Source organism: Vallitalea sediminicola, from assembly GCF_054408565.1.
Map to the genome: position 1 here is coordinate 14,715 of NZ_BTPT01000042.1, position 25,823 is coordinate 40,537.

At 31.5% G+C, this 25,823-nt stretch carries 15 protein-coding genes; 13 read left to right on the forward strand and 2 right to left on the reverse strand.

Going from position 1 to position 25,823, the window contains the following annotated elements; translation table 11 throughout:
• Window positions 1–97 precede the first annotated feature (97 nt).
• Window positions 98–1,123, forward strand: a complete 1,026-nt coding sequence (locus ACX6CF_RS17425) for a DUF6709 family protein (RefSeq protein ID WP_458786636.1) — start codon at window positions 98–100, stop codon at window positions 1,121–1,123.
• Here the strand turns inward: ACX6CF_RS17425 and ACX6CF_RS17430 are convergent.
• Complete coding sequence (locus ACX6CF_RS17430; RefSeq protein ID WP_458786637.1) at window positions 1,117–2,736, reverse strand: extracellular solute-binding protein; 1,620 nt, start codon at window positions 2,734–2,736, stop codon at window positions 1,117–1,119. The genes ACX6CF_RS17425 and ACX6CF_RS17430 overlap by 7 nt on opposite strands.
• 243 nt (window positions 2,737–2,979) lie before the next feature.
• Between ACX6CF_RS17430 and ACX6CF_RS17435 the strand changes: the two genes are divergently transcribed.
• The 9 genes from ACX6CF_RS17435 to ACX6CF_RS17475 all read left to right on the forward strand — a co-directional run bounded on the left by ACX6CF_RS17435 (window position 2,980) and on the right by ACX6CF_RS17475 (window position 19,583).
• Window positions 2,980–4,749, forward strand: coding sequence for a sensor histidine kinase (locus ACX6CF_RS17435; protein ID WP_458786638.1), 1,770 nt, complete (start codon window positions 2,980–2,982; stop codon window positions 4,747–4,749).
• Window positions 4,749–6,170 (forward strand): response regulator transcription factor, encoded by a 1,422-nt coding sequence (locus tag ACX6CF_RS17440; protein ID WP_458786639.1) that lies wholly within the window; start codon window positions 4,749–4,751, stop codon window positions 6,168–6,170. Before ACX6CF_RS17435 ends, ACX6CF_RS17440 begins: the two co-directional genes overlap by 1 nt.
• A 230-nt stretch (window positions 6,171–6,400) precedes the next feature.
• The gene (locus tag ACX6CF_RS17445) at window positions 6,401–7,777 is read left to right on the forward strand and encodes an ABC transporter substrate-binding protein (RefSeq protein ID WP_458786640.1); all 1,377 of its coding nucleotides are present in this window, start codon (window positions 6,401–6,403) and stop codon (window positions 7,775–7,777) included.
• Window positions 7,778–7,869: 92 nt separating this feature from the next.
• Window positions 7,870–8,793, forward strand: a complete 924-nt coding sequence (locus ACX6CF_RS17450) for a carbohydrate ABC transporter permease (RefSeq protein ID WP_458786641.1) — start codon at window positions 7,870–7,872, stop codon at window positions 8,791–8,793.
• An 11-nt stretch (window positions 8,794–8,804) separates the two neighbouring features.
• Entirely contained in the window at window positions 8,805–9,668 is an 864-nt protein-coding gene (locus ACX6CF_RS17455) for a carbohydrate ABC transporter permease (protein ID WP_458786642.1), read from the forward strand.
• 111 nt (window positions 9,669–9,779) lie between these two features.
• A complete protein-coding gene (locus ACX6CF_RS17460; RefSeq protein ID WP_458786643.1) occupies window positions 9,780–11,657 on the forward strand; it encodes a DUF5696 domain-containing protein in 1,878 nt (625 codons plus the stop codon).
• Between the two features lie 34 nt (window positions 11,658–11,691).
• Window positions 11,692–13,971, forward strand: coding sequence for a glycosyl hydrolase family 95 catalytic domain-containing protein (locus ACX6CF_RS17465; RefSeq protein ID WP_458786644.1), 2,280 nt, complete (start codon window positions 11,692–11,694; stop codon window positions 13,969–13,971).
• A 41-nt stretch (window positions 13,972–14,012) separates the two neighbouring features.
• Window positions 14,013–16,004: a DUF5107 domain-containing protein gene (locus ACX6CF_RS17470; RefSeq protein WP_458786645.1), complete on the forward strand. Its 1,992-nt coding sequence runs from the start codon at window positions 14,013–14,015 to the stop codon at window positions 16,002–16,004.
• 60 nt (window positions 16,005–16,064) lie between these two features.
• A complete protein-coding gene (locus tag ACX6CF_RS17475; protein WP_458786646.1) occupies window positions 16,065–19,583 on the forward strand; it encodes a discoidin domain-containing protein in 3,519 nt (1,172 codons plus the stop codon).
• Between the two features lie 78 nt (window positions 19,584–19,661).
• Here ACX6CF_RS17475 and ACX6CF_RS17480 read toward each other — a convergent pair whose 3' ends face one another.
• The gene (locus ACX6CF_RS17480; RefSeq protein ID WP_458786647.1) at window positions 19,662–20,537 is read right to left on the reverse strand and encodes an AraC family transcriptional regulator; all 876 of its coding nucleotides are present in this window, start codon (window positions 20,535–20,537) and stop codon (window positions 19,662–19,664) included.
• A gap of 117 nt (window positions 20,538–20,654) precedes the next feature.
• Here ACX6CF_RS17480 and ACX6CF_RS17485 point away from each other — a divergent pair, with 117 nt between their 5' ends.
• The 3 genes from ACX6CF_RS17485 (at window position 20,655) to ltaE (ending at window position 25,819) form a co-directional block, all read left to right on the forward strand.
• Complete coding sequence (locus tag ACX6CF_RS17485) at window positions 20,655–21,704, forward strand: uroporphyrinogen decarboxylase family protein (protein WP_458786648.1); 1,050 nt, start codon at window positions 20,655–20,657, stop codon at window positions 21,702–21,704.
• A 247-nt stretch (window positions 21,705–21,951) separates the two neighbouring features.
• The gene (locus ACX6CF_RS17490; RefSeq protein ID WP_458786649.1) at window positions 21,952–24,603 is read left to right on the forward strand and encodes a glycosyl hydrolase family 98 C-terminal domain-containing protein; all 2,652 of its coding nucleotides are present in this window, start codon (window positions 21,952–21,954) and stop codon (window positions 24,601–24,603) included.
• 196 nt (window positions 24,604–24,799) lie between these two features.
• Window positions 24,800–25,819: a low-specificity L-threonine aldolase gene (gene ltaE, locus ACX6CF_RS17495; protein ID WP_458786650.1), complete on the forward strand. Its 1,020-nt coding sequence runs from the start codon at window positions 24,800–24,802 to the stop codon at window positions 25,817–25,819.
• Window positions 25,820–25,823: the final 4 nt, after the last annotated feature.

The window sequence follows — 25,823 nt, forward strand, 5'->3', positions numbered from 1 at the left end:
CATTTTAATATAATTAATTAGTCTAATTGACAAAATAATACCCTATATGCTAATATCCTATGGAGTGTTAATTACACAAAAATAGGAGGAAATATTAATGGAAACACCGCAGTTTATGAAAAAGTACAAGAAAAAGAAATACATAACGTTTTTAATTTTAGCAATATTATTAATTAGTGGGGGTATGATAGTCAATAAGTCTTTGACATCATATGAAGACAATACCAATAATCCAACTGTTATAAATAGCATTGAAGATTTTGACAGAGCTATGGATAATAATGATTATATTGAGATGGAAATAAGTAATTATATTGATCTTGGTAGTGTTACAACTGAACGTAATGGTTCTACCGTTTCAGAAACTTATTATATCGGAATAAACCTTAATGAAAAAATGCTTGTTGTATCTATGAAAGATGATGACTATCATAAATTGGTTAATGAGATTAGTAGTTCACCATATTTACTCAGAGGTACATTTTCAATAATCACTAATAACTTACGTGATACATTAGAAGAATTACTAGAAGATGCAATTTCTCCAGAAGAGTTGAATGAACTGATGTATGAAGATTTCTTATCTTGTGAAACACCATTTGACGCACTTACATCAAAAATATTAATGTTATTTTTCTTATTCATATTCATTTGTGTGTTCTTATATATATTCTGTAAGAATACTAAGAGCATGAGAAAGTTAAAAAAACAACATGGTAGTGATTTTGAGATGTTTTTTGAGAAAGTTGATACAGAGATGAAATCTCCTACCGCATTAAAAAAAGGTTCTGTTACTGTAACACAGAATTATATTATAGCTAATAGTCCTTGTACATTCTTTGTAATGCCTATTAACGAGTTAATGTGGGTATATAGAGGAGTAACTAGATATTATAGAATAATAGAAAAATCAAATATTACATTTATATCTTCTAATAAAGCTAAATACCAGATTACATCAATGAATAAAAGAAACATTAATGACCTTATCGAGTATTTTTCACAAGATGGTCAAAAATGTATCGTTGGTTATTCTGAAGAACTTAATAAAATGTTCAGGAAAAAACCAGATACTCTTGTTGAACAATGGAAGAGTGATAACAACAATAGCAATAATCAATAACCTAATTGGGCTGCCTTGGCTGTTACTTCGTTTATAGCTTCTTGCAGTCCATTTTCATTTAGTCTTTCAATCATATCATTATAAGCTTCATCAATGTTTTTTTCACTTAAGATAATCTTAACCAATTCATCATTCATATTAACTCTAGATAATCTATCTTTCGCAGGGGTAGACATGAAAACAATATCATAATTGTAATTGATTATTTTTGCGTTATTATCATGCCATGCCATTTCGCTGATTGACATATCGACAACATCTTCGCCGCATATAGAATTGTTTAGTACATTTTTTTCATACATTATATCTTGTTGCCATGCTGCCATATTGGATAGTACTTCAAAAGATGGATAATATTCAAGCATATTAATATAATTACCATCCTTATTTTTTGGACGTGTAATCACTATCTCGCCATCTTTTTCATGCCAATCTTTTCCTTTTATGCCTAATCTGCAAGTTAATGTACCTTCTCGAGATAGTGTCCAATCATAGATAGCTAATATCCTTTTCATTTTCTCATCACTGCATTTAGAACTGAAATAGCTTTCGGACCACCATGTAGCTTCTGTGTATTTATAGATATTACCATCAGGAGCAGGCCACATATGTAAGTATTTCACAGCATCCAAAAATTTTAGGTCAGGATTATATCTATTCCACAAATCAGGGATATAATTATAGGCGTTACTATAGAAAAAGACACCAGATTTACCTTCAGCAAATTTGTTTTTTGCGTCTTCTGTATTAGCTATAGCAAAATTCTTATAAAGTAATCCTTCATTGTAAAGCTCTTTTAGTTGTTTAATGGCATCTTTAGCTGTTCTATTAGCATAGGCAGGCATCCATTTTGAATCTTCTTTGACCCAGCATCTTGGAATATTAGATAATTCTGGGTAGCTGCCTAGAAAAAGAAGTGCCGCAAAGTTCATATTATTCATAACAAGACCTATAGTATCATCTTTCCCGTTATTGTCAGGATCATTTTCAACAAATGCTTTTAGCATTGCTTTGAATTCCTCAAAATTCTGTGGGTCTCTGATGCCTAGATTTTCCATCCAATCTTTTCTAACCATGATTACTCTGTCAAGAGCCCATTTATTAACTGATTTATATGTTTGTCGTGGGATCATATAATAATTACCGTCAACATACTTTGTTTTTTTTGCATCTGCTAGATTAAATATTTTTTCAACGTTAGGGTATTCGCTAAGATCTTCTGGTATTGCTCTTATTAGTCCTTCCTTAATCCAATTATGATATATAGAATTACCTATTATATCATGAGCAAATACATCAGGCAATTCACCAGATGCAGCATAGGTAATATACTTTTCACTCCAATCAGACCAATCAGTTGGTATGAGCTTAAAAGTTACATTGAATTTTTCTTCCACTTCTTTTAATAGAGCATCGTCCATGCCTTTTCTAAAAGCATTTTCAATACCCCAGAATGAAATTGAAATCTCTAATTTTTCTTTATATGGATTTGGAATTTTTTGTAGGACATCTTTTTCTATATCAGTTTCTTTGCTTTGCGCACAACCTGTTAGTACAGTGGATATAATCATAAATGTTATAACAACAGTAATTGATTGTTTGAAAAAATGCATTAGTCTAAAACCCCCAAGAATTATATTTTATGATTTGAAAAGAATTATATTTTTGAACAAAAAAAGAATCACTCTATTGTGAATATATCACAGAAAAAGTACTTAGTCAAATATTGTATAATTGAAATCTACTAAAAAACCTAGTGAAAAAACATTGGCGAAAAAAATAAAAACTTTTCATATGCTGTTGTTTTATGGTATTCTTTATTTATATTTTTAAGATAAAATAAGGATGGATAAATCATGAAATTTCTAGAGAAAGTATCAATAAAAATTCAACTATTCATTATTGCAATAACTACTATATTGATAATACTCTTTATCATTTTATCGGTGTATACTCAGATTAATAGTGTTTTTACAGAAAAAAATGATGAATACGCTAAAGAGTTGATATATCAGATTGAAAAAAAGGTAGATAATAATTGTGATTTGGTTAATCATATAGTCAAGAATATTGCATTCAATAAAATTGTACAAGATTATTTAATAGAAGAAAAACTAGATGATAAATATGAAATATTCAAAGAAGTTGATAAATATCTAAACAACATGAAGAACTTGAAAAAAGGTATAATTGATATAGCCATCAAAAGTTCTGATGGAAGTATATATTATAAAAAAGAAGGTTCTAATATCTGTGCTGACAGAGATTTCATATTAAAAGATAGGGTATCTATTTATTATAGTGGGATGGAAGAATATAATGATGACAATAATTATAAAAAATGTTTTGTTGTAGCTACAAACGTTTTTTCCATAGATCCTAATAGAAGATATAATGAAAATATTGGGACTATATATTTATTTTTAGATGTTAATAGTATTGTTGGTAATACAGAAAAAATATTATCCAAGCAGACTAATACTAATCTATATCTAATTGACCGTAACGGAAAAATATTTTTGAGTAATGATAATAGGATAGATGAGAATGTTGAAGAACTGAATCAGGATGATGAAGAAACTTTTCTTGATAAAGTTAATGATGAAAGATATATAGTAGGTATGGCAAAACTACCTTATATTGATGGTAAAATAGTAAGCAGAATACCCAAAAATGAACTTTTGTATGATATTTCAGTAATTAGAAATAGACAAATAATGATAATTATTATTGCATTTTTAATATTGGCTATACCATTTTTTATTACAATACGTAATATAATAAGACCTCTTAGAAAATTCAAGATATTCACAGCTAAGATTAACTCGGGTAATATGAAAGGACTTAAATCTAAAATTGAATTAGGTGGTTATAGTGAAATGGTATCAGTTTCCCATGAATTCAATTCTATGATGGAGGAAGTAAATAGTCTGACTCACAGGTTACTGAATACTAGTTCCAAACTATATGAAGCGGAAATTGAGACTAAACAGGCAGAATTAGCTTACCTAAGAAGTCAGATAAATCCTCATTTTCTATATAACACATTAGAGTCAATTAAAGGTATTGCAGCAGATAATGAAGTGCCAGAGATAATAAATATGACAAAAGCGTTAGGGAAAGTCTTTAAATATAGTGCTAAAGGATTAGACACTGTGTTATTAGAGGAAGAAGTAAAAGTTGTTAAGTCTTATATATACATACAACTCATACGTTTTGAGAATAGGTTCAGTGTTACATATGATATTAGTGATGAAGCATTATTGTGTAATGTTCCAAAGATGATATTGCAGCCAATTGTTGAAAATTCTATTTTTTATGGATTGGAGCCTTTGAAGGATAAAGGAGAGTTGGTAATAGATGCAGAAATAGATTCAAAAGGTAATTTGATAATTGTTGTAGAAGATAATGGAAAAGGTATGGATGATGCAACATCGGCCAATATCAGAAAACAATTAGATAATGATGATAGTTCTACATTATGGGAGAATACAAGAAGTATAGGACTTAATAATGTTAATAACCGTATAAGGCTAAGATATGGCACAGATTATGGTTTAACTATAGACAGCGAATATGACAAAGGGACAAAGGTTACTTACAAATTACCAGGGAAGGTGAAATAGTGTACAGAATATTAATTGTTGATGATGAAAGACTGGTTATTAAAAGTCTAAAGGCTAGTATTGATTGGCAGGAATATGGTTTTAACGTTATAGGAGAAGCAACTTCGGGTAAGGATGCATTAGAATTCATTAATAAACATAAACCTGATCTTGTTTTCACTGATATAAGAATGCCGGAAATGAATGGCCTTGAATTAATTAAACGGGGCAAACGCATATCAGGGAAAACTCAATTCATTGTAGTAAGTGGTTATGCAGAATTTGCTTATGCTCAAAAGGCAATGTTATATGGTGCTATGGGGTATTGTCTGAAACCCTTTGATGATGATGAAATAATAAATATATTGAAGAAAGTTAAATCGAAACTAGAAAAATTGAAAGTAACTACTATTACAAATGATTATTCATTGTTGGATACAACATCAGAAGATAATAGAGAAAATCTTATTAAGTTATTAAAAGATAGCAAAGTAATAGATTCATATTCTGATAATAAAGTAATACTATTAATCTCCATTGGTAAGAATGAGTTGCAATTCTCAACAAGTGTCAATCATGTTGATTTTAGATTGGGACCTAATAAATATGTATATCTTATTCCAGCCCATAAAAAAGATTATATATGTAATACCCTAATTATATCAGAAGATATTAAATCCATAGGAATGAGTACAACAATATCTATAGATAATAAAATAAATGTGTACATAGAAAATACTACAATGGTAGCATATCAATTTTTCATTACTGGTAAAAGAGATTTATATATGACTGAAAATATTATTAACAAGGATATAGATAATTTTGTTAGAAAACTAGAGGATAGTGCTGGTAAAAAAGATATAAATACTATTAATAAGATTCTAGATAATATCACGCAGTTAATTAAAAAAGGTAATTATAATATAAAACTTTTATTTCGTATGTATAATGTGATAATGTCTTTATTTTACAGGATTGATGAAGATTATTATGAGAAGTATATCTATAACTATGAACAGCTTACAGGGATATTTACATCAGCTGATGATATGATCATATATCTTAGAGATATGCTTAATAGCCAGCTGAAACTAAAGCCAAAATATCAACCAGAGAAAATTAAAAATAAGACTTTTAGGGATGTACTGCAATATGTTAACAAAAATTATACTAATGATATATCTATTCAAAGTGTATCCAAGAAATTTGTTATAAATCCAAGTTACTTAAGCCAGATGTTTAGAAAAGAAATAAAAAAGACTTTTACTCAATATTTAACAAGCCTTAGAATGTCTGACGCATGTGAATTATTAAAGGATACTGAATATACTATTAATGAGATTGCAGATGAAATAGGGTATAATGATTACTTTTATTTTGCAAAGACCTTTAAAAAATTTACTGGTAAGACTCCAGGTAATTATAGAGAAGAAAACTAAATGCTATTATTGATTATGCCACCTTAGGGTGGCTTTTGTTATACATAAATAACTAAAAAATGTACAAAGAATATCTAATTTATGTACAAATTATCTTATGGAATATACAAAAAATATCTAATTATAGTTAATACAAAACAAAAGCTCATAACATTATAATATAAGTAGTCAGAGAAAATAAGATTATTGATTAACAACTGGCTAAATATAAAAAAGGGAGAGCGGTAGTTATGAATAACAAAAAAATATTGGCTTTATTACTTTCAACATTACTTATAATGGGTACATTTGTTGGTTGTGGGAATAAGGCAGAAGAAAGTAGTAATACAGAAGATAAAAAGGTCGAGGGAACTAAAGATGATGATTCAGGTGAAGAAGAAGCGCAGGAAAAAGGAAGCGGCTTAAGTGGCGAGGTTGTTTATTGGTCCATGTGGAGTGAAAATGAGCCACAAGCTAAAATATTAAAAGGTGCGGTTGAAAGATTTGAAGAAGCTAATCCAGATGTTAAAGTAGAAGTTCAATGGCAGGGTAGAGGTGTTAGAGATCTAGTTATTCCTGCTATTGAGGGTGGTCAAAAATTAGATATTTTTGATTCTGATCCAGTTGGTATGTATACATCTCTAGGGGAAAGTTTATTGAATCTTGATGAATTATATTCATCACCATCTATTAGTGATCCATCAAAAACACTAGCAGAGACTATTTTACCATCATTAGTAAAATGGGATAAATCTTTAGCTGATGGAGTAGAATTGAGTGGTCATTTTTCAGTTCCATATGCACCATATGCTGTTGCATGGTTTTATAATAAAGACCATTTTGAAAAAGCAGGTATTAAAAGCGTACCTAAGACTTGGGGAGAACTTGATGCGGCATGTGCAAGTCTAAAAGAAGCTGGTTTCAAACCAATTACTGTGGATGATGCATATTATTCTATGATGTTTTCTTATTATCTTGATAGAGCAATAACAAATGATGAAGTTGCAAAATTAGTTTCAGACAAGACTGGTGAAAGTTGGGATGATCCTTTAGTAGTACAAGCTATCAAAGCATTTGAAGATTTTCATAGTAAAGGATATTTTGCACCAGAAATAGAAACAAATAAATTCCCAGCAGGTCAACAACAAGTGGCTCTTGATGAAGCTACAATGTATTTCAATGGAACATGGTTACCAGCTGAAGTATCTGCAACTACAGGTCCAGATTTTAACTGGGGACAATTCACATTCCCAACAGTACCTAATGGAAAAGGGAAAATTACAGACCTAACATTTGGTGGTCAAGCTTTCTTGGCTAATGCTAAAACTGACAATAAAGAAGCAACATTTGAATTATTAAAATACTTTGTTGATACAGAGACACAACAAGCCTTTGCTGATGCTGGTTTGACAGCTTGTACTGTTGGAACAAAATGGCCTGAATCAATAGCTGATGCACAAGCTATCGTAAGTGGTGCTGATAAAAATATTAACTGGGGTGCTAATTTGAGTGGAGATTTCGCAGAGGCTATAGTAGTACCAGAGATGGTTAATGTCATGATTGGTAAATCAACTGCAGAAGAATTCATAGAAAAAATGAAAAAAGAAGCAAAAATATATGCTAAATAGTATTTGAATAATGTTGGTTACTAATTACATAGTCATGCATTCTTATGATTTTGAATGTATGACTAACTTTATATAAAATGGAGAATGATGATATGGGAAATATGAAAAAAAATGAAAGAAAAATGATTGTGCTGTTCATGGCTCCTGTGGTATTGATCTATCTAATATTTTTTTTATATCCAACTATTCGTACTGTTCATATGTCCTTTTACAAAGTAAGGAATTTGGCAAGTCCGGTTAGTGAATGGAGCTTTATTGGATTAAAGAATTATATTGACTTAACTAAAAATCCTTTATTTGTTATTTCTTACAAGAATATCATGGCTATACTTTTTATAGGGGGTATAGGTGTTTTTATTATAGCATTCTTGTTTGCTGGAGTATTGCAAAAGATGAAGACAAAGAAATTCTTCAGAGCTGCAATATATCTTCCTAATGTAATTACACCAGTTGCATTAGTCGTTATGTGGACTCAATATGTTTTTAATTCAAGATTTGGTTTTCTCAAAAGCTTTTTTGGAGCTCTTGGGCTGAAAAATCTTGCTGATATACCATGGACATCACCGGATTGGGCATTTACATCAATGATGATAGCTTTTTGTTTTGGTTCTGTAGGATATTATATGGTCATAATCATGGCTGCTATGGATAAGATTCCAAAAGATTTCTATGAATGTGCTGATTTAGAAGGAGCAGGAAGTTTTACGAAGTTCTTTCGAATCACGTTGCCTCTTATGAAAGATATATTAAGAACTGCAATAACATTTTGGTGTCTAGGTGCAATAAACTTTTTCTTATGGTCTAGAGTATTTAGTGGATCAGGAATGGATCCAAAAACACTTAGTCCAGCCAACTTGATGTTTAATATGATATTCGGTGGTAGCAAGACACAGCAGGTAGCTGAACATATCAATGTTGGAATGGGTGCAGCAATAGGTGTGGCTCTCTGTGCATCAGTCATACTGGTTTTTGTTATTCTAAACGCAGTAATAAGCAAAGAAAAATATGAGTATTAAGGAGGCATATTATGCAGGGAAAATTAAAAAGTATCAAATTATCTAATATCAAAAATATGTTTCCTAGGTTTCTAGGGAGATTGATAGTTGTTGCATGGGTGTTATTCACGATAATAGTTATTGGTTGGATATTTATTGCTTCCTTAAGTACAACTAGGGAAATATTTACTAACAAATTACTACATAGTGGATTACAATTCAAAAATTATATTAAAACATTTCAGCTCTATAATGTAGGCAGGTATTTTCTTAATAGTGCCATATATACTGTTACAGCCTGTTTGGGAGTCATATTCGTCGCCGCACCGGCTTCATACATTATGGCAAAATATGTATTCAAGGGTAAGAATATTGTAAGGCTTGCTTATGCATCTGCTATGGGAATACCAGGAGCGATGATTATGGTTCCTATGTTCATGTTGGTAGGCAAATTACATATGACAGAATCTATATTTACACTAATTCTAATTTATATTTTCACATCAGTACCTTTTACAATATTTTATCTCACGGGATTTTTTACTACGATACCTAATGAAATTCAACAGGCTGCTTTGATTGATGGATGTAGCCATATAAAAGCATTTTGGAAAGTTATTTTTCCATTAGCTCAACCTGGTATTATTACAGTAACAATGTTTAATTTTATTGGTATATGGAATGAATATCTATGGGCATTGATATTTGCTAGCAAAGCGGAAAAAAGGACTTTAGCCATAGGTTTACAGTCCATTGTTCAGAGTATGAGTGTTACAGGAGATTATGCTTCGCTTTTTGCAGGTGTAATCATTGTATTCTTACCTACATTTATACTGTTCATAATATTATCAAACAAGATTATGACTGGGATAACAGGTGGGTCAGTAAAAGGATAGTCAATATTATACCTAACATATGTACATTGAACATATAATTTTTGTCCATAGTATTATTTATTAATTTATGTATAATGACATTAAATATGAAATGATTTTGGGAGGTAAAATATGGACAAAGATATTCTGTTTTTGCAAAATAATAATATTGTAATTAATTACTCGGCAAGGGATTTGAGCTTGGTTATAACGAATAAAGGTAAAGAATGGAAATATGATAAAGCGTATAATCCATCTATAAAAATTAAATTGGATGACAAAGATAAAACAATCAATTTTTGTCAAGCTAGAAATATATCACATAAGAAATACAAAACTGGTTTGGGTGAGGGTATAAAATCAATTTTTTCTGAGTTTATTATTGATGGTAAAGAATTAGATATTGCTTTTGAAACTTTAATATGGATAGATGATACTTACAATGATGTACATTTTGAATTTATTACAACAAGAGAATCAAAAGGTATTATCAAAAAAGTTAATTGGCCTGGATCATTTGAATTCAACAAAATAGGTAGTGATAATTACACAGTAATACCAATGATGCAGGGATGCATCATTCCAACAAACTGGAAGGAAAAAGTAGAGCATATAGATGAAGGATATTATTATTCAAGAGATGCCTACATGCCTTGGTTTGGACAGATTGAAGAAGGAAAAGGTTACATAGCTATAGCTGAGACTCCTTGGGACGGAGGTTATGATTTAGATCATCCAGGAACTGGTTATACTAATATATCTCCTTATTGGAAGTCTTCATTAGGATGTATTAGATACAATCGAAAAATTGTATACAGATTCTTGGAGGATTGTGATTATAACTCATTATGTAAAATATATAAAGGGTATATAAAACAAAAAGGTAATTATGTAACCCTAGAAGAAAAAACAGTTAAAAATGCTAATGTTACAAAACTTATTGGAAGTCCCATTATACATACTGATATATGTAGACATATAGTAGAAGATAGCTTGTATTATGATAAAGAAAATCCAAGTAATAATGATCAGATAACTACATTCAACACAAGGATAGAACAGCTTGAAAAACTAAAAAATATGGGTGTAGAGAAGGCATATGTTCACCTAGATGGATGGGGAAAAATGGGATATGACAACCAGCATCCAGATGTATTACCTCCATGTGAAAGTGCTGGTGGATACAAAGGTATGAAAGAACTATCAGATACATGCAAAGATTTAGGGTATATATTTGCGACACATGATAACTATAGAGATTATTATTTTGATGCAGAGACATTTGATACTAATCAAGCAATTGTTAATGAAGATGGAAAACTTGATACAGAAGCTACTTGGGCAGGAGGAAAACAAACATACTTATGTACTGAATTTGCGCCTTATTATGTCAAAAGAAATTTTGAACTGTTAAAAAATAAAGGCATAGAGTTAAAAGGAAGTTATATAGATGTGTTCAGTGTAGTGGAACTTGATGAATGTTTTCATGAAAAACACGAAATGTCTAAGTTAGCTTGTATGAATAAAAGAATAGAGTGTTTTAATTACGTAAGTTCAGGGGGAATATTAACTAGTTCTGAAGAAGGATGTGATTGGGCGATACCTCATATGAATCTAGTTCATCATGCTCCACATGCCTTATATCCTAATATAGATACAGGTAAATCAAGAGGTATACCAGTACCGTTGTTGAATTTAGTTTATCATGAATGCTTAATAATACCATGGTCCGTTACAAAAGGAGGATGGGGAATACCAGTACATCAAGATGGATTTTTATATGCATTATTGAATGGAGGGGTAGGTTACCTTAGTATTGAGGCAGATAAAGAAGAAATTATTAAAAATAAAATTATATGTGACTTATCTACTAGAGTAGCTATGTGTGAAATGGTAAGTCATGAATTTTTAGATGAAGCATGTAATAAGCAAAAGACAATATTTTCAGATGGAACTTTTGTAGAAGTTGATTTTGAAAAGGACCTTTATAATATTGGTACATTAAAATAATGATAGGGATAACAGATATATGAGGAGAATTGTTATGAAATGTAAAACAGAATGTAGAATGCCACAACCATATTGTAATATTAGATATAATGAGCCTATATTAAATTGGGATGAAGCAATACCTTTGGGAAATGGATTAACAGGTTGTTTGATATGGGGAACTGGCTCACCATTGAATTTTAGTCTGGATAGAGGAGATTTATGGGATAGACGTCCAGCCAGCGAAACTCTTAGAGAAGATTTCAATTATAAAAAACTAATAGAGCTAGTTCATAATAAAGATCAAAATGGTATTAGGGAATTATTCGATAATTGCTATAATAAACCAACTCCAACAAAAATTCCAGCGGGGAAAATAATATTGGACTACGGTGAGAATGTTCATATTGATAGCCAATTAAATATTGAAAATGCTGTTGCTCACATAAGTGTAAAAAAACATGATATAACGTCTAGTATTAAGACTTTTATACATGCTACAAAAAAAATCGGATTAATAACTGTATCTAATTACGAAATAGTTAAAGGAGTAGAGATTATACCTCCAAAATTCGGAGTGAAATCTGATAAACAAGATATTGATGGATATAAAGATGAAGATAAATTACATAAGTCTTTGAAGAATCTAGTATATCCTGAAGTTGTATTACAAGAGGAAGATAATCTAAGATGGTTTATACAAAAAACAGAAGAAGGATTAGAATACGGTATAATGTTAGGGCAAAAAATTATTGATGGCAATCTATATATTGTATACTGTATAGGTTCAAGTATAGACGGGCAAGAATGGCTTAATGATTCTAAAGATAATATTAATAAAGCTCTAGACTGTGGTTTTGACACTATGTTACTAGAACATGAAAAATGGTGGAAAGACTTTTGGATGAAAAGCGGGGTAAGTTTATATGATAAAGAATTAGAAAAAATGTGGTATCTGACTAACTATCTTTTTGGATCATGTTCAAGAAAAAATGCACCTCCTATGCCGTTACAAGGAGTTTGGACAGCTGATAATGGTGAATTGCCACCTTGGAAGGGAGATTACCATAACGATCTCAACACACAATTAAGTTATTTGCATTACTTAAAAGCTAATCATATAGAAGAAGGAGAAAGCTTCATAGATTTTTTATGGAATCTTGTACCTGAGGGAAAAGAATTCGCAAAGACATTCTTTGATGCAGATGGATTATGTCTGCCTGCTGTAATGACTATAGATGGTAAACCACTTGGGGGATGGCCAATGTATAGTCTGAATCTTACTAATCAGATATGGTTGTGTCAATTCTTTCAACGACATTGGGAATATACCGGAGATGATGATTTCTTAGAGAACAAGGCATATCCCTACTTGAAAGAAACAGCAAAATGTATGTTAAGATGGCTGAAACCAGGTGAGGATGGAAAATTATATCTTCCATTATCTAGTTCGCCAGAAATTCATGATGATGAATTAGAAGCTTGGTTGACACCTAATAGTAATTATGATTTATCTTTATTAAGATATCTCTTTTCTACATTATATACTATGGCAGATATTCTTGACTATGAAGAAAAATCTATATGGAAAGAAAAGTTGGAATTATTGCCTGAGTTGGCTGTTAACGATAATAATGTACTTATGTTGTCTTCAGATGAATCACTAAAAGAAAGTCATAGACATCATGGTCATGCAATGGCAATCTATCCATTGGATCTTTTGAATTATAATCTAGGTGGGAGAGACAAAGAGATAATTGACAGTACAATAGATGATCTAGAAAAACTAGGGAAAGGTTTATGGGTAGGATTTTCATTTACATGGATGTCCAAGTTTTATTCAAGGCAAGGAAATGGTGAAGGAGCTGCTTTTCAATTAAAATTATTCTGGGAAAATCTTTGTTCAAGAAATGGTTTCCATCTAAATGGAGATTATAAAAGTAAAGGATTGACTAATTGGCATTATAGACCATTTACTTTGGAAAGCAATATGTGTGCTGCTGATTCTATTCAAGAAATGTTACTACAGACATTTGATAAAGTCATAAGAGTGTTTCCTGCTATTCCTGATGAGTGGAAGAAGAATGGTACTAGTTTTACCAACTTCCGAGGAATGAAAGGTATTTTGATTTCTTCATCAATTAAAGATGGTAAAGTGGAATATATACACTTAAAAGCTCAAAAAGAAGGAGAATTCATCATACAAAATAAATTCTATTCAGACTTAATAGTAATTAATAGAAAAGATAACATAGAAAAAATTAATTGTGCACAAGGAATGGATTTTCAAGTTAAGTTAATGAAAAACGAAGAGTGTACTATAATAGCCATATAAGCTAAATTAAATAAATTCGATAATTGAAAAGAGGAATTAAAATGAAGCCATCACTTATATTTACTAATTATTATTATGAATGCGAAACTTCTATCTTGGAATCTTCAGTACCGTCAATATGTGAAATGATTAATGTTCAGAATAAAGATAAACAACAAAATTTCTTATCTGAAGATGAAGGGTTGCATATTGGATATGGCAAGATTGTAGGGTGTTTTCCATATAAGGAGCAGAATCAATACACTACCAATCTAAAAAATAGTGAAGTAGCTGTAGCTGTTTTGGAAAATGATTACTTAAAGGCAACATTCTTAACAGAATATGGCGGTAGACTATGGGAATTAATCGATAAGAAGACTGGTAAGAATCTGTTATATACCAATGATGTAATACAACCTAGAAATTTGGCTCTAAGAAATGCATGGTTCAGTGGAGGAGTAGAGTGGAACTTAGGAGTGATAGGACATTCACCATTTACTTGCGATAAGTTATATGCAGCTGAAACTACAAGAGAAGATGGTACTCCTATACTCAGATTCTATGAATTTGAGAGAATTCGTAAAGTGACTTATCAAATGGATTTCTGGTTAGAAAAAGATTCCAATATCTTATTCTGTAGGATGCGTATAGATAATAGAAATTCTGAAATCATACCTATGTATTGGTGGTCCAATATAGCTGTTCCAGAATATGATCATGGAAGACTTGTTGTTCCAGCAACAACAGCATATAAAAATTCTACAAGTGGTGGTATAAGAAAAGTTCCAGTACCTGTTGATGATGAAGCTGGTTATGATATAACCTTCTATGGAAATACTATATCGTCGGTAGATTATTTTTTTGATATACCAACAGATACTAAGAAATACATAGCTAATGTTGATAATGATGGTTTTGGACTTTTGCAGTTATCTTCTAGTAGATTACAAGGAAGAAAATTGTTTTCATGGGGACATATAGAAGGTTCCGATAATTGGCAAGATGTATTAACTAGAGATGCAGGAAAATACATAGAAATTCAAGCGGGTGTAGCCAAAACACAATATGAATGTATTCCAATGCCTCCTAATACTGTTTGGGAATGGATAGAATGCTATACAAGTCTAGATGTAAACTCAGAGAATATATTTAATGATTATGATGATGCAGTAAGAACTGTAGATAATCAAGTAGAAGATATATGGAAAAAATATGACTTGAACACTTTAGTTTCTGATACTAAGAAATCAATAGGTAAGAAAAAGTTCAATCTTGTTCAATCTGCTAGTGGTTATGGTGCTCTAGAGAATAAGCTAAGAGAAAAACAGGGAGAAATTTCAATAAGTGAACATCTGGAATTTCCAGTCAATGATGATGTCAAAGATTGGTTGAATATCTTACAAATGAATACTTTTACAGATAAGGATGCTGATATAGCACCTGCGTGTTTTGTAGTTGGTAATGAGTGGATAGACATATTAGAAAAGTCATCCAAAGCAGAAGGAAAAGATAATTGGTATGTATGGTACCAATTAGGGGTTATGTACAAGTATACTAACAAACTTGAAAAAGCTTTGAATTGTTTCAAGGAATCCTTGTTTTTAGAAGTGAATAAGTGGACTTATCATGGATTAGCATATCTATACAATGAAATAGATGAGACCAATAAGGCAGTAAAGTATGCAGTAAAAGCTATAGAGTTAGGTAGAGAGGATTATTCATTATGTGAAAGCTGTATGAAACTTATATTAAACAATGAATTCTATGAACTTGTAATCAAGATATATGAAATGTTAGGAGAAACAATTCAAAATAATAATCGAATAAAGATGTATTTAGCTTTTGCTTACGTTAATACAGGTTGTGTTGATGAAGCTGACATAATGATGAATGAAGAAGGCGGATTGGATGTTGTTGATATTCGTGAAGGAGAAATATCCATCACTGAATTATGGGAACAAATATTCAAATCCAAAAACCCTAACGTCAAAGAAGAAGATATCAGGGTTCCTAAGAAATATAATTATAAAATGAAAGTATACAGTGATATCTAATCTACAATAAGTCCTAATAGATGTTTAAATACAAATTTATATATTTGGAGGAGAAAGTATATGAAAGATAGGTTGAAGGGTAAAAAAGCAAAGAAGGTACTATCTTTACTACTTGTAATGTGCATGATATCAGGTTTATATTTCAAGATGTTTGAGGGAGTTTATGCATCTGATTTAGTACCTGGTCTAGATACAAATGAATCTACAAGTATTGAAACTTATACTGATGATTTTAATGACAATACGATAGATAATCTGACTATAGTTAATAATCAATCGGCTAGTTTATATGGATATGACGGTATCGTAAGGTTATTAGGGACAAGTGGGGATGTTTTTGCAGTAGACAATGCTTCTATGAATATTAAAAATGGGCTGTACCAATTTCGTATGAGACCATCTGATGAAGCAAGGTGTGGAGGACTATTCAGATATGCATCCAATGATACATATACTTGGGTAGGGTATGAAAAAGATGGTCATTGGAGAATCAGGGAAACCATAAACGGTGTTAATTCCGATGATATATATATTCAAAGAGATGAATTGACACCTTATGAATGGTATACAGTGAGAGTAATATATGTTGACAAATATATAACAGTAACATGTAATGGAAATATAATCTATGAAGGACAGTTAAATAATAGTGAACCAGCAGTTAGTGGTAAAGTCGGTTTCATAGGATGGTCTGAAACGGATAACTTATTTGATGATATAATGCAGACTGATGATGCTATGGCTACAACTGATATAACTAATGGCATGATAACTGTCAAATTGGATAAGTTTTTCCCACAACCATTGGAATATAGAATCAATAATACTCAAGCAATGCTTTTTGGTGCAGATGCACAGGAACATCCTCAGATCAATATTAATGGGACATCTTATGATATAAAAGTAACGTCCCTTGTAACTAATGGGGAGTCTGCGGACTATGATGTATACATACCGGGATTCGATGTATCTATACATTATAATTTTACCTTAGAAGATAATGCATTGATCAGAAAAATCACAAGTATTAGTGGTAATGGGGAGCCTAATGTTGAGACCATTAAAATAAATACAGCTATCATGAGAACGGTAGAAGAACAATCAGGAGCTTACGGTATATATACTTTTTTAGAAGGTAGCGGACATACAATAAGAGATATCGCTAAAAATGTTTCGGATTTTCAGGGAACTTCTGAATATACTGATTGGCCTATAATATGGAATGATAATGCTGTTGGGGCTGTTTATAACAATGTCTATGACTATCCTTTTGTTTTTGTTGGAAAAACAGGAGCGGATGGTAGAAAATGTTTAGCTATCTATGATAACCAATACCATTATAGAGTTAAAGGTATTAAACCAGATTTAATGTTTGAGAGTAAAACATTTATTGGGAGTGATACTAATAACAACTCATACGTGAATTGGGAAGATGGAGCTATATGGGTACGAGATCAGTTGCCACAATTGCCAGAGGATTTGAAAACTTTCTTTCAAAATGGAGGTAATTGGCACCAAGTACAAGGTGCATACCAAGATGAAAAGGGTACATTAGGAGGAGCATCACAGATAAAAACTACTTATCCTCAAACCTTAGCTTTCATGAAACAGATATATTATCAGACAGAAGGTTCTAACCATGTGATGGCATATGTAGGTTGGAATGGACATGGACATGATGATGATTATCCAGATTGGAATCAAGTATTTAATCCAGGTCTAGGCGGTAAGGATACAGCAGTTGAATACTATTCAAAAATCAAAAATTACAATGGAGAATTATCTTTCCATGTCAATGCAGATGATATGTATGAAGATTCACCTACTTACGATGACGATATATTAGCTAAGAATAAATTCGGTCATAGAATAAAATCTTGGCAGTATGGTGCATTACCAACTGCTTATGCAATATCTCATTTCAAAGACTATAAAAAAGGTACTATGGATATTAGAAGGAATCAATTTCTAGATAATTATTGGGAACCATTAGTAATATATCAAGATGTCATGCTTGTCAAAAATAGTCCATATGATGATTACTATGATGCAGAAGAGAGATTTGCAATGAAGATGCAGGCAGACGGCTTCAGACAAAGAGGAGTCTATATGGCTACTGAGTATTATCAGCCATTACATCGCAGAAATGGTATATTTGTATATAAAAGCAGATGGGGAGATTCAAAAGTAGATAATTTCATTAATGAGGGACAAACAATATATGCCAAGTATTACGAAGACTCTAATCATTACCCAGGTGCAGGATATAAAGAAACTTGGGGAGTGCTTTCATCTAACGAAAGATGGGGAAACCTTAATATTGGTGTGAAAGATGATATAGTAGCTGATACATATATCTATGCTTTACCAGCGGCATACATGAGAAACTACAATGCATTAAGTTGGACAGATAATAACACTGAGTATAAATTGAATTTTACGGATAATGTAATTTCTAGATGGGATAAAGCTCAAAATAAATATAGTCTAACTCATGGAGATGTTACTATAGCTGATGGTTATGACAGATTTATTCCATCACCAGATGGTTCAGAAAAAATATTCATATATTATGATGGTGCAAAATTACGTGAATGGACATTACCATCAAATTGGAGTAATTATTCATTTGTTGACTTATATGAGCTTACAGAAAGCGGAAGGTCATATATTAAAAAAATACCAGTAACAAATGGTAAGGTTAATATATATGTAGAGAGTCATACTCCATATATAATTCTTAATGGAGATAATGGACAACCAGATATTGGTCCAATTGATTCTTCATTGAATAAAATAACTGCTGCTTCTTCAGTGAACGGTTCTGATATATCAAATAAAGCTGTTGATGGTGATGATTTAACCTATTGGACAGCTAGTGAAGCAAATGACCAGTGGATAGAAGTAGATCTATCCCATGAGACTCAGGTAAATAGAGTAGAAATAAAAGAAAATGGTAATAATATAACATCTTACCGTTTGCAATATTGGAATGGTAATGATTGGATTGATATTTATAGTGATAATGTAATAGGTGCACAGGTAAATAAGTCGTTCCAAACAGTAAGTACCAATAAAATGAGATTATACATAGATACTGCTGATTCTAATCCTAGTATTGTACAGTTTGGCACATTCAGTGATCAAAATCTTGTGATAGGTAAAAGTGTCAATGCATCATCAAAACATGATTATCTATTTGGTAGTGCAGGTAATTTTAGTTATACTTATCAAACAATACCAGAGTGTGCTGTAGACGGAACAAGGGAATCTTTCTGGTCTGCTAATGGAGAAACTTCAGGAGTATGGTTGGAAGTTGATTTTGGTAGATTGATGTCATTTGATAGAGTGGTCATCAATGAAAGGGATAATGCAGTAAGTGGATTCAGAATACAATATTACAATGGCTCAGCATGGGTAGACGCTTACTCAGGAACAACGATAGGAAATTCAAAAGAAATAGAATTTAATCTAGTTGAAGGAACCAAAGTAAGGCTATATATTGATTCAGCATCAGCTGAACCCAAGATAGAAGAGCTTTGCATATATGATGTAGGTGGAATTCAATATAATAAATAGTAAATGATAAAATGGGCTGTCTTATAATACATTAACAATCTATACATGTATTATATAAGACAGCCTATTTGCATTTTATTATAATGATTCTTTGGCAGTACTTTTTTTATAATCTTTCGGGCTCATATAAGTAAATCTTTTGAAGACAGTTGAAAAATATTGACTAGAAGAAAAAGATAATGTATATGCTATATCAGTCATTGTCATACTAGATGACCGTAACAAAATCTTGGCCGCAAGTATTTTCCTTCTTAGAATATATTCATGAGGAGGCATACCAAATTGCTTTTTGAATTTTATTTTGAATCTTGTTTCGGACAAGCCACATATGTCAGCCAGTTCAGAAATACTAATGCTGTTGTATATATTCTGTTCTATGTAATCAGTTATGTTTTTCATAGTATCACTATGATAATCAGAAACATCTTTGTTCTTACATTCTATTATGTTAAGTAATAATTCAGAGATAAGGTTTCTGATGATAGTTTTTTTGTATGGTATATTACTAAAAGGGATTTGGATCAATCTATCAAAGGTAGCAGCTATTTCTGTTGAACCTTTGAAAACTCGATTATCCTTATTATTTATTAACTTGATAATGTTATTACCTTCAACATCTCCATATCCTATAAAATCGTTTTTATGTTTTTCTAGGTTTATAATGAAATAATAGAAATAAGCTTTATCTTCAGGATTGGAACCTGTACTATGTAGTTCGTCAGCAAAGACTATAAAACCCTCTCCACTTTTTACTACATAATCTAAGCCTTCTACATTATATATCTGTTCACCTTTTACGATATAGACTATTTCTATCTTGTTTTCATGAATATGTGCATTAAGAGGTTGTCTTGCTTTTATATAGTTTACTTTCCCTAATGTAAAAGAGAAATCTTCATCAATAACTGAAAAATCAACTACACAGCGTTCATTGACACTAGTCTTTTTATTCACTATTAATCTCTCCTATATATTTATTTCATTTGTATGATATTATAGCACGTTACTAATTTGAAAGAAAGTTATAAATAAAATTGATATAATATAGTAAAAAAACAGGGGGTAAATATAATGAATAATAAAATAAATTATCTGAAAACAGTAAGATTCGAAAAACCTGACTATATACCTATGGCTTTTCATATTAATGATTCTTGTTGGGAGCATTATCCACAAGAAGAACTTCTTGAGTTAATTGAGACACATAAGTTCTTATTTCCTGACTTCAAAAGACCAGAAGGAATATATAAACCTAAGTTCGCTAATTGTGCACGTAAAGATGAGCCGTTCGTAGATGACTGGGGCTGTTTATGGGAAACATCTATGGATGGAATTACAGGAACGGTGACTAAGCATCCTCTAGCTGATTGGGGAGCCTTTGAAAACTATAAGGCACCAAATGCTGCAAAGTGTATGGGCATTGGTAATATTGACTGGAATCAAATAGACGAAGATATTAAAAAAACTAGGGAAAATGGAGATTTGGTTTTTGGAGGACTACGACATGGACATACTTTCCTTCAGTTATGTGATATCAGAGGTTATCAAAATCTTATTTTTGATATGGTTGATGATCATCCGAACCTTATAAAATTAATTGATATGATTGAAGAGTTTAATAGTTATATCGTTAATAAATATCTTGAAATAGGTGTTGATGTGATGGGTTATGCTGAGGATCTAGGAATGCAGAAAGGACCTATGATATCACCTGATTATTTTAAAAAATACATAAAACCAAGTTATGAGAGATTAATGAAACCAGCTCGTGAAAAAGGGGTCATTGTCCATATGCATTCTGATGGGGATTTACATGATCTCATAGATGACCTTATTGATGGTGGTGTAGAAGTAATCAATATGCAAGATAATGTTAATGGTGTTGATTGGATAGCTGATAAGTTCGGTGGAAAAGTTTGTATAGAGCTTGATATTGATAGACAATTTGTTACTCCAAATGGTACTCCGAAGCAAGTTGATGCACTTATTAAAGAAGAAGTGAAAAAAATAGGGAGGAAGGAAGGAGGCCTTATGATGATCTATGGACTTTATCCGGGAATTCCTTTGGAAAATGTTAAGGCGTTAATGGATGCAATGGAAAAATACGCTTTTTATTACTAATAATACATATGTTATATTTTTGAAACTGATAAGTAAATAAAAGATAAGGAATGTAAAAAAATGCTCATATATCCATCATACCTAATTCAATATAATTAAGATATGGAATAAATAAGTTATAATAGAGGTGATGATATATGAGCTGTATTATTTGACTTACACAAAAAATATTTCTACTAGAATACTACTACATAGCCTTTTTCTTGAAGTTCAATGCAGTTTAAAATATACATATGGAGGAAGAATAATGAAACGAATTGTAAGTCTTTTCATAATATCAATATTTTTATTTAGTTCTATGTCTAGTGTATTCAATATCAATCATGATGTTCAAGCGTCAACACCTCTTAGAAGACCTATATCGGAAGATAACCCTTTATTTTTCTACAATATCTATTATGGAGATCAGGGACCAGAAAATATTGAAGCTTTTTGGACTGTATTACCAGATGATGTCAAAGATTATTTTGCCATCATGATTTTACCTGAATCTCCTTACAATTATACTGAAGTCAATAGGAATTGGATTGAAAGCATGTTGGATAAAGCACAAGAATTAGGTGTTCCTGTAATTATTCAAAATGAATCATTCAATACTCATAGTAATATACCAAAATCATATTATTCACAGCTGTTTGATGAGTATTCTGTACTTATTGGATTGTGTATTGCTGAGCTTAGTGTTGCCAATCTAGGTGTAGTCACTCCAGATGCTAGTACAATACAATCTATGAAAGATACCATTGATACAGTAGCAGCGAAAGGTGGTTATTTCATATGGCAGGATATGGCTACATTCACTACACATGTCTTTCTGAAAACAGGAGCTGATAATGAACTCTTCAATAAGTTCAAGGAAAACAGTGAGCATATTATTATTATGGATAAGCACAATGGAAAAAGTAAACGTTTTGTTACACCAGCAGCAGCAATGGGATTCTGGTTGTCAGATTTAGCTGGGAATTGGGGAAGTAATTCCGAAGACTGGTTATGGGCTGAAGCAGGCTATTCAAGACTATATGAAGAACCTGAATCCGTTATATGGACAGATATATTCAGAAAAGATGAATGGAAGAAAGTATTTACATTCCCAGATGCTCAATATGGGGTTGATTGGTTGCAGGATATGGCATTTGGCGCTAATGTTTTTTCATTAGAATGTCCTTATCATGGTTTTACATCTATGGAATCAGACCAGCTGACACCAGCATTCAATAATGTTGTCTTACCATTGATAAGAAAAATGATTAATGATTCTATCATTCCAAGTAAACAGGAAGTATATGATAAAGTTAAGGTTGCATTCCATCCAACAGAGCAGAAGCCAGGCTCATTGGAGGATGATGAATTCTTCAAGAAATTATATGGTGCAGATAATAGTGAGCATGAATGGATGCCTTCCAATGGAAGATATTTTGGAATACCAATATTACCTGTTCTGTCAGGTGAAGATGAGATGAATCATTTTACTAGCATTCTTCATTCTAATAAATATGATGGTCATTTTCCATCGGTTTATGAAAAGGTCAATCTTATGAATTCTATTTATCATTCTATAGGGATTGGTGATTCTTGGTTTGTAAATGTTGATGATAACTGGTTTATTGCTAATCCTCATGAGAATGAGAATATTGCTACAACTTTTGAGTTTCCCCTTAAAATAAATACCTGTACAAGTATAAGTGGACAGATTGACCCTCATACTTTCAGCATTATTGAAGAAGGTGAAAATTCTCTTGATATACATCTAAGTAATTATCGCATTGATGCTGAAACAGATGTATGGAATAATCCTAATTACGAGTTCAAGAATGATATCAAAGAGTATGTCCGTAATCAGTATATTGCTAATCCTACAGATGATGAGTTGCGTCAGAGTATCATTAAGATTAAGGGAGCTACAGATGGTGAGCCAAGTATAACTAGTATAGAGGGTAATAATGGTTATAATTATTCAGCATCTTGGGATGAAGAATTAAAAGAATATACAATAACAATCAATCATAATGGACCAGTTGATATATCAGTTAATGCTACAGGAATTAATCAGGATACAACAAGTAAAAACATTGCTCCTTTTGCACACGTAAGTACTTCTAGTTATGAGAATGGGGATAATATAGATGAGTATGCTATTGATGGTTCTATTAACACAAGATGGAATGCGGCACATAGCGACCAATCAGGTTCATGGATGAAGCTTGAATTTGACAAAAAGGTTACATTCAATAAGGTTGTCATTAAGGAATTCCTAGATAGGATGACTGGATATGAACTTCAATATTGGGATGGAACACAGTGGGTTAATATTACAGCTGCAACTAATGTTGATGATTCGGTACATACTTTTAATTTTGATACAGTAACATCTAATAAAGTAAGGCTGTATGTAACTGACACGAAGAAGGATTCTAACGGATGGGGAAGTGAACCATCAATATATGAATTCGAATTATACAGTGATAGTGATGAAATTCCAGTAAGTGATCTAGGATATAATCTTGCTTCTAATAAGAATGTAAGCTGTTCAAGTTATCATAATAATGATGATTTCTATAGAGCTGATCATGTAACTGATAATAATCTCATGTCTAGATGGAATGCAGCAGGGGGTACTGGACCAGGTGAATGGTTGGAAATTGATTTTGGAGAACCAACTGTTTTCAGCAAGATTGTATTAAGAGAATTCCTAGACAGGGTTACAGGATATAAGTTACAATATCTTGATGATGGCAATTGGATAGATATTACTGAAGATTCAACAATAGGTCATTATTGTATTAATATTTTTGAGCCTATAGAATCGAGTAAGGTAAGATTATATATTACATCATCAAAAACAGATTCTTGTGGTTGGGGTAGAGATCCATCAATATATGAGTTTGAAGTTTATAATTAGAATATTATAATTAATATTAAGGTGAAGGTGTCTGATTACATATTGGATGCCTTTATTTTTGTTTTTGTAAGTCTAGTGAATTAAAATTATTAAGGAGTTGGTATTTGGTAATATAAAATATATTTGATTTTTAATGTTAGTTGTTTGTAATTAATGTTATAATGTATAACAAGATTTTACGAAGGAGGATACTAATATGATTGATTTGAGAAGTGATACAGTAACTAATCCAACGATGAAAATGAGAGAAGCTATGTTTAATGCTGTTGTTGGAGATGATGTATATGGGGATGATCCAACAGTCAATGAATTAGAGGTATATGCTGCCAAGTTAGTTGGTAAAGAAGCGGCTATTTTTGTACCAAGTGGTACTTTTGGAAATCAAGTTTCTCTACTTACACATTGTAATCGTGGTGATGAAGTGATATTAGGTGATGATTGCCATATAGTTCAACATGAGGTTGGTTCATCATCTGTAATTGCAGGTGTTCAACTTAGAACTCTTACAAGTAATAAGGGAATATTGGATGTAGAAGAGATAAAAAGTAAAATAAGGGAAGAAGATTTGCATTATCCCAAAACAGGACTTATATGTGTGGAGAATGCTCATTCTAATGGAAGAGTAATACCAGTTGAAGTATTAGAAGAAATATATTTGGTTGCCAGAAAAAAAGATATACCAGTACATTTAGATGGTGCAAGGTTGTTTAATGCGGCAGCTGCACTTAACGTTGAGGCAGAAGAGATTACTAGATATTGTGATACTGTAATGTTCTGTTTGTCAAAAGGTTTATGTGCCCCTGTTGGTTCTATTGTAGCAGGAACTAAAACTTTTATTGATAAAGCTAGAAAGAATAGAAAACTTATGGGTGGCGGATTACGCCAAGCTGGTATATTAGCTGCCGCTGGATTGGTAGCATTGAAAGACATGACAAAACGTTTGCATATTGACCATGAAAATGCTAAGAATTTGTCAGCTAAATTAAATGACTTAGACAATATTCAAGTGTTCTTAGAAGATACTCACATCAATATGGTATTTTTCAAAATAACTAAGGATATTGATTATGATGATATCATCAGCTATTACAATAAAAAAGGTATTAAAGTCAATGGTCCTGAAAATGGCATTATGCGTTTTGTAACCAATAATGACGTCAGCGAAAAAGATGTTGATTATATAGTTGAATGTACCGATGAGTATCTTAATAAATAGTAAA

Coding starts and splice junctions, on each gene's coding strand:
- ACX6CF_RS17460 (WP_458786643.1), top strand. CDS start 9,780: ATGGACAAAGATATTCTGTTTTTGCAAAATAATAATATTGTAATTAAT.
- ACX6CF_RS17445 (WP_458786640.1), top strand. CDS start 6,401: ATGAATAACAAAAAAATATTGGCTTTATTACTTTCAACATTACTTATA.
- ACX6CF_RS17470 (WP_458786645.1), top strand. CDS start 14,013: ATGAAGCCATCACTTATATTTACTAATTATTATTATGAATGCGAAACT.
- ACX6CF_RS17465 (WP_458786644.1), top strand. CDS start 11,692: ATGAAATGTAAAACAGAATGTAGAATGCCACAACCATATTGTAATATT.
- ACX6CF_RS17425 (WP_458786636.1), top strand. CDS start 98: ATGGAAACACCGCAGTTTATGAAAAAGTACAAGAAAAAGAAATACATA.
- ACX6CF_RS17485 (WP_458786648.1), top strand. CDS start 20,655: ATGAATAATAAAATAAATTATCTGAAAACAGTAAGATTCGAAAAACCT.
- ACX6CF_RS17455 (WP_458786642.1), top strand. CDS start 8,805: ATGCAGGGAAAATTAAAAAGTATCAAATTATCTAATATCAAAAATATG.
- ACX6CF_RS17450 (WP_458786641.1), top strand. CDS start 7,870: ATGGGAAATATGAAAAAAAATGAAAGAAAAATGATTGTGCTGTTCATG.
- ACX6CF_RS17430 (WP_458786637.1), bottom strand. CDS start 2,736: ATGCATTTTTTCAAACAATCAATTACTGTTGTTATAACATTTATGATT.
- ACX6CF_RS17475 (WP_458786646.1), top strand. CDS start 16,065: ATGAAAGATAGGTTGAAGGGTAAAAAAGCAAAGAAGGTACTATCTTTA.
- ACX6CF_RS17490 (WP_458786649.1), top strand. CDS start 21,952: ATGAAACGAATTGTAAGTCTTTTCATAATATCAATATTTTTATTTAGT.
- ltaE (WP_458786650.1), top strand. CDS start 24,800: ATGATTGATTTGAGAAGTGATACAGTAACTAATCCAACGATGAAAATG.
- ACX6CF_RS17435 (WP_458786638.1), top strand. CDS start 2,980: ATGAAATTTCTAGAGAAAGTATCAATAAAAATTCAACTATTCATTATT.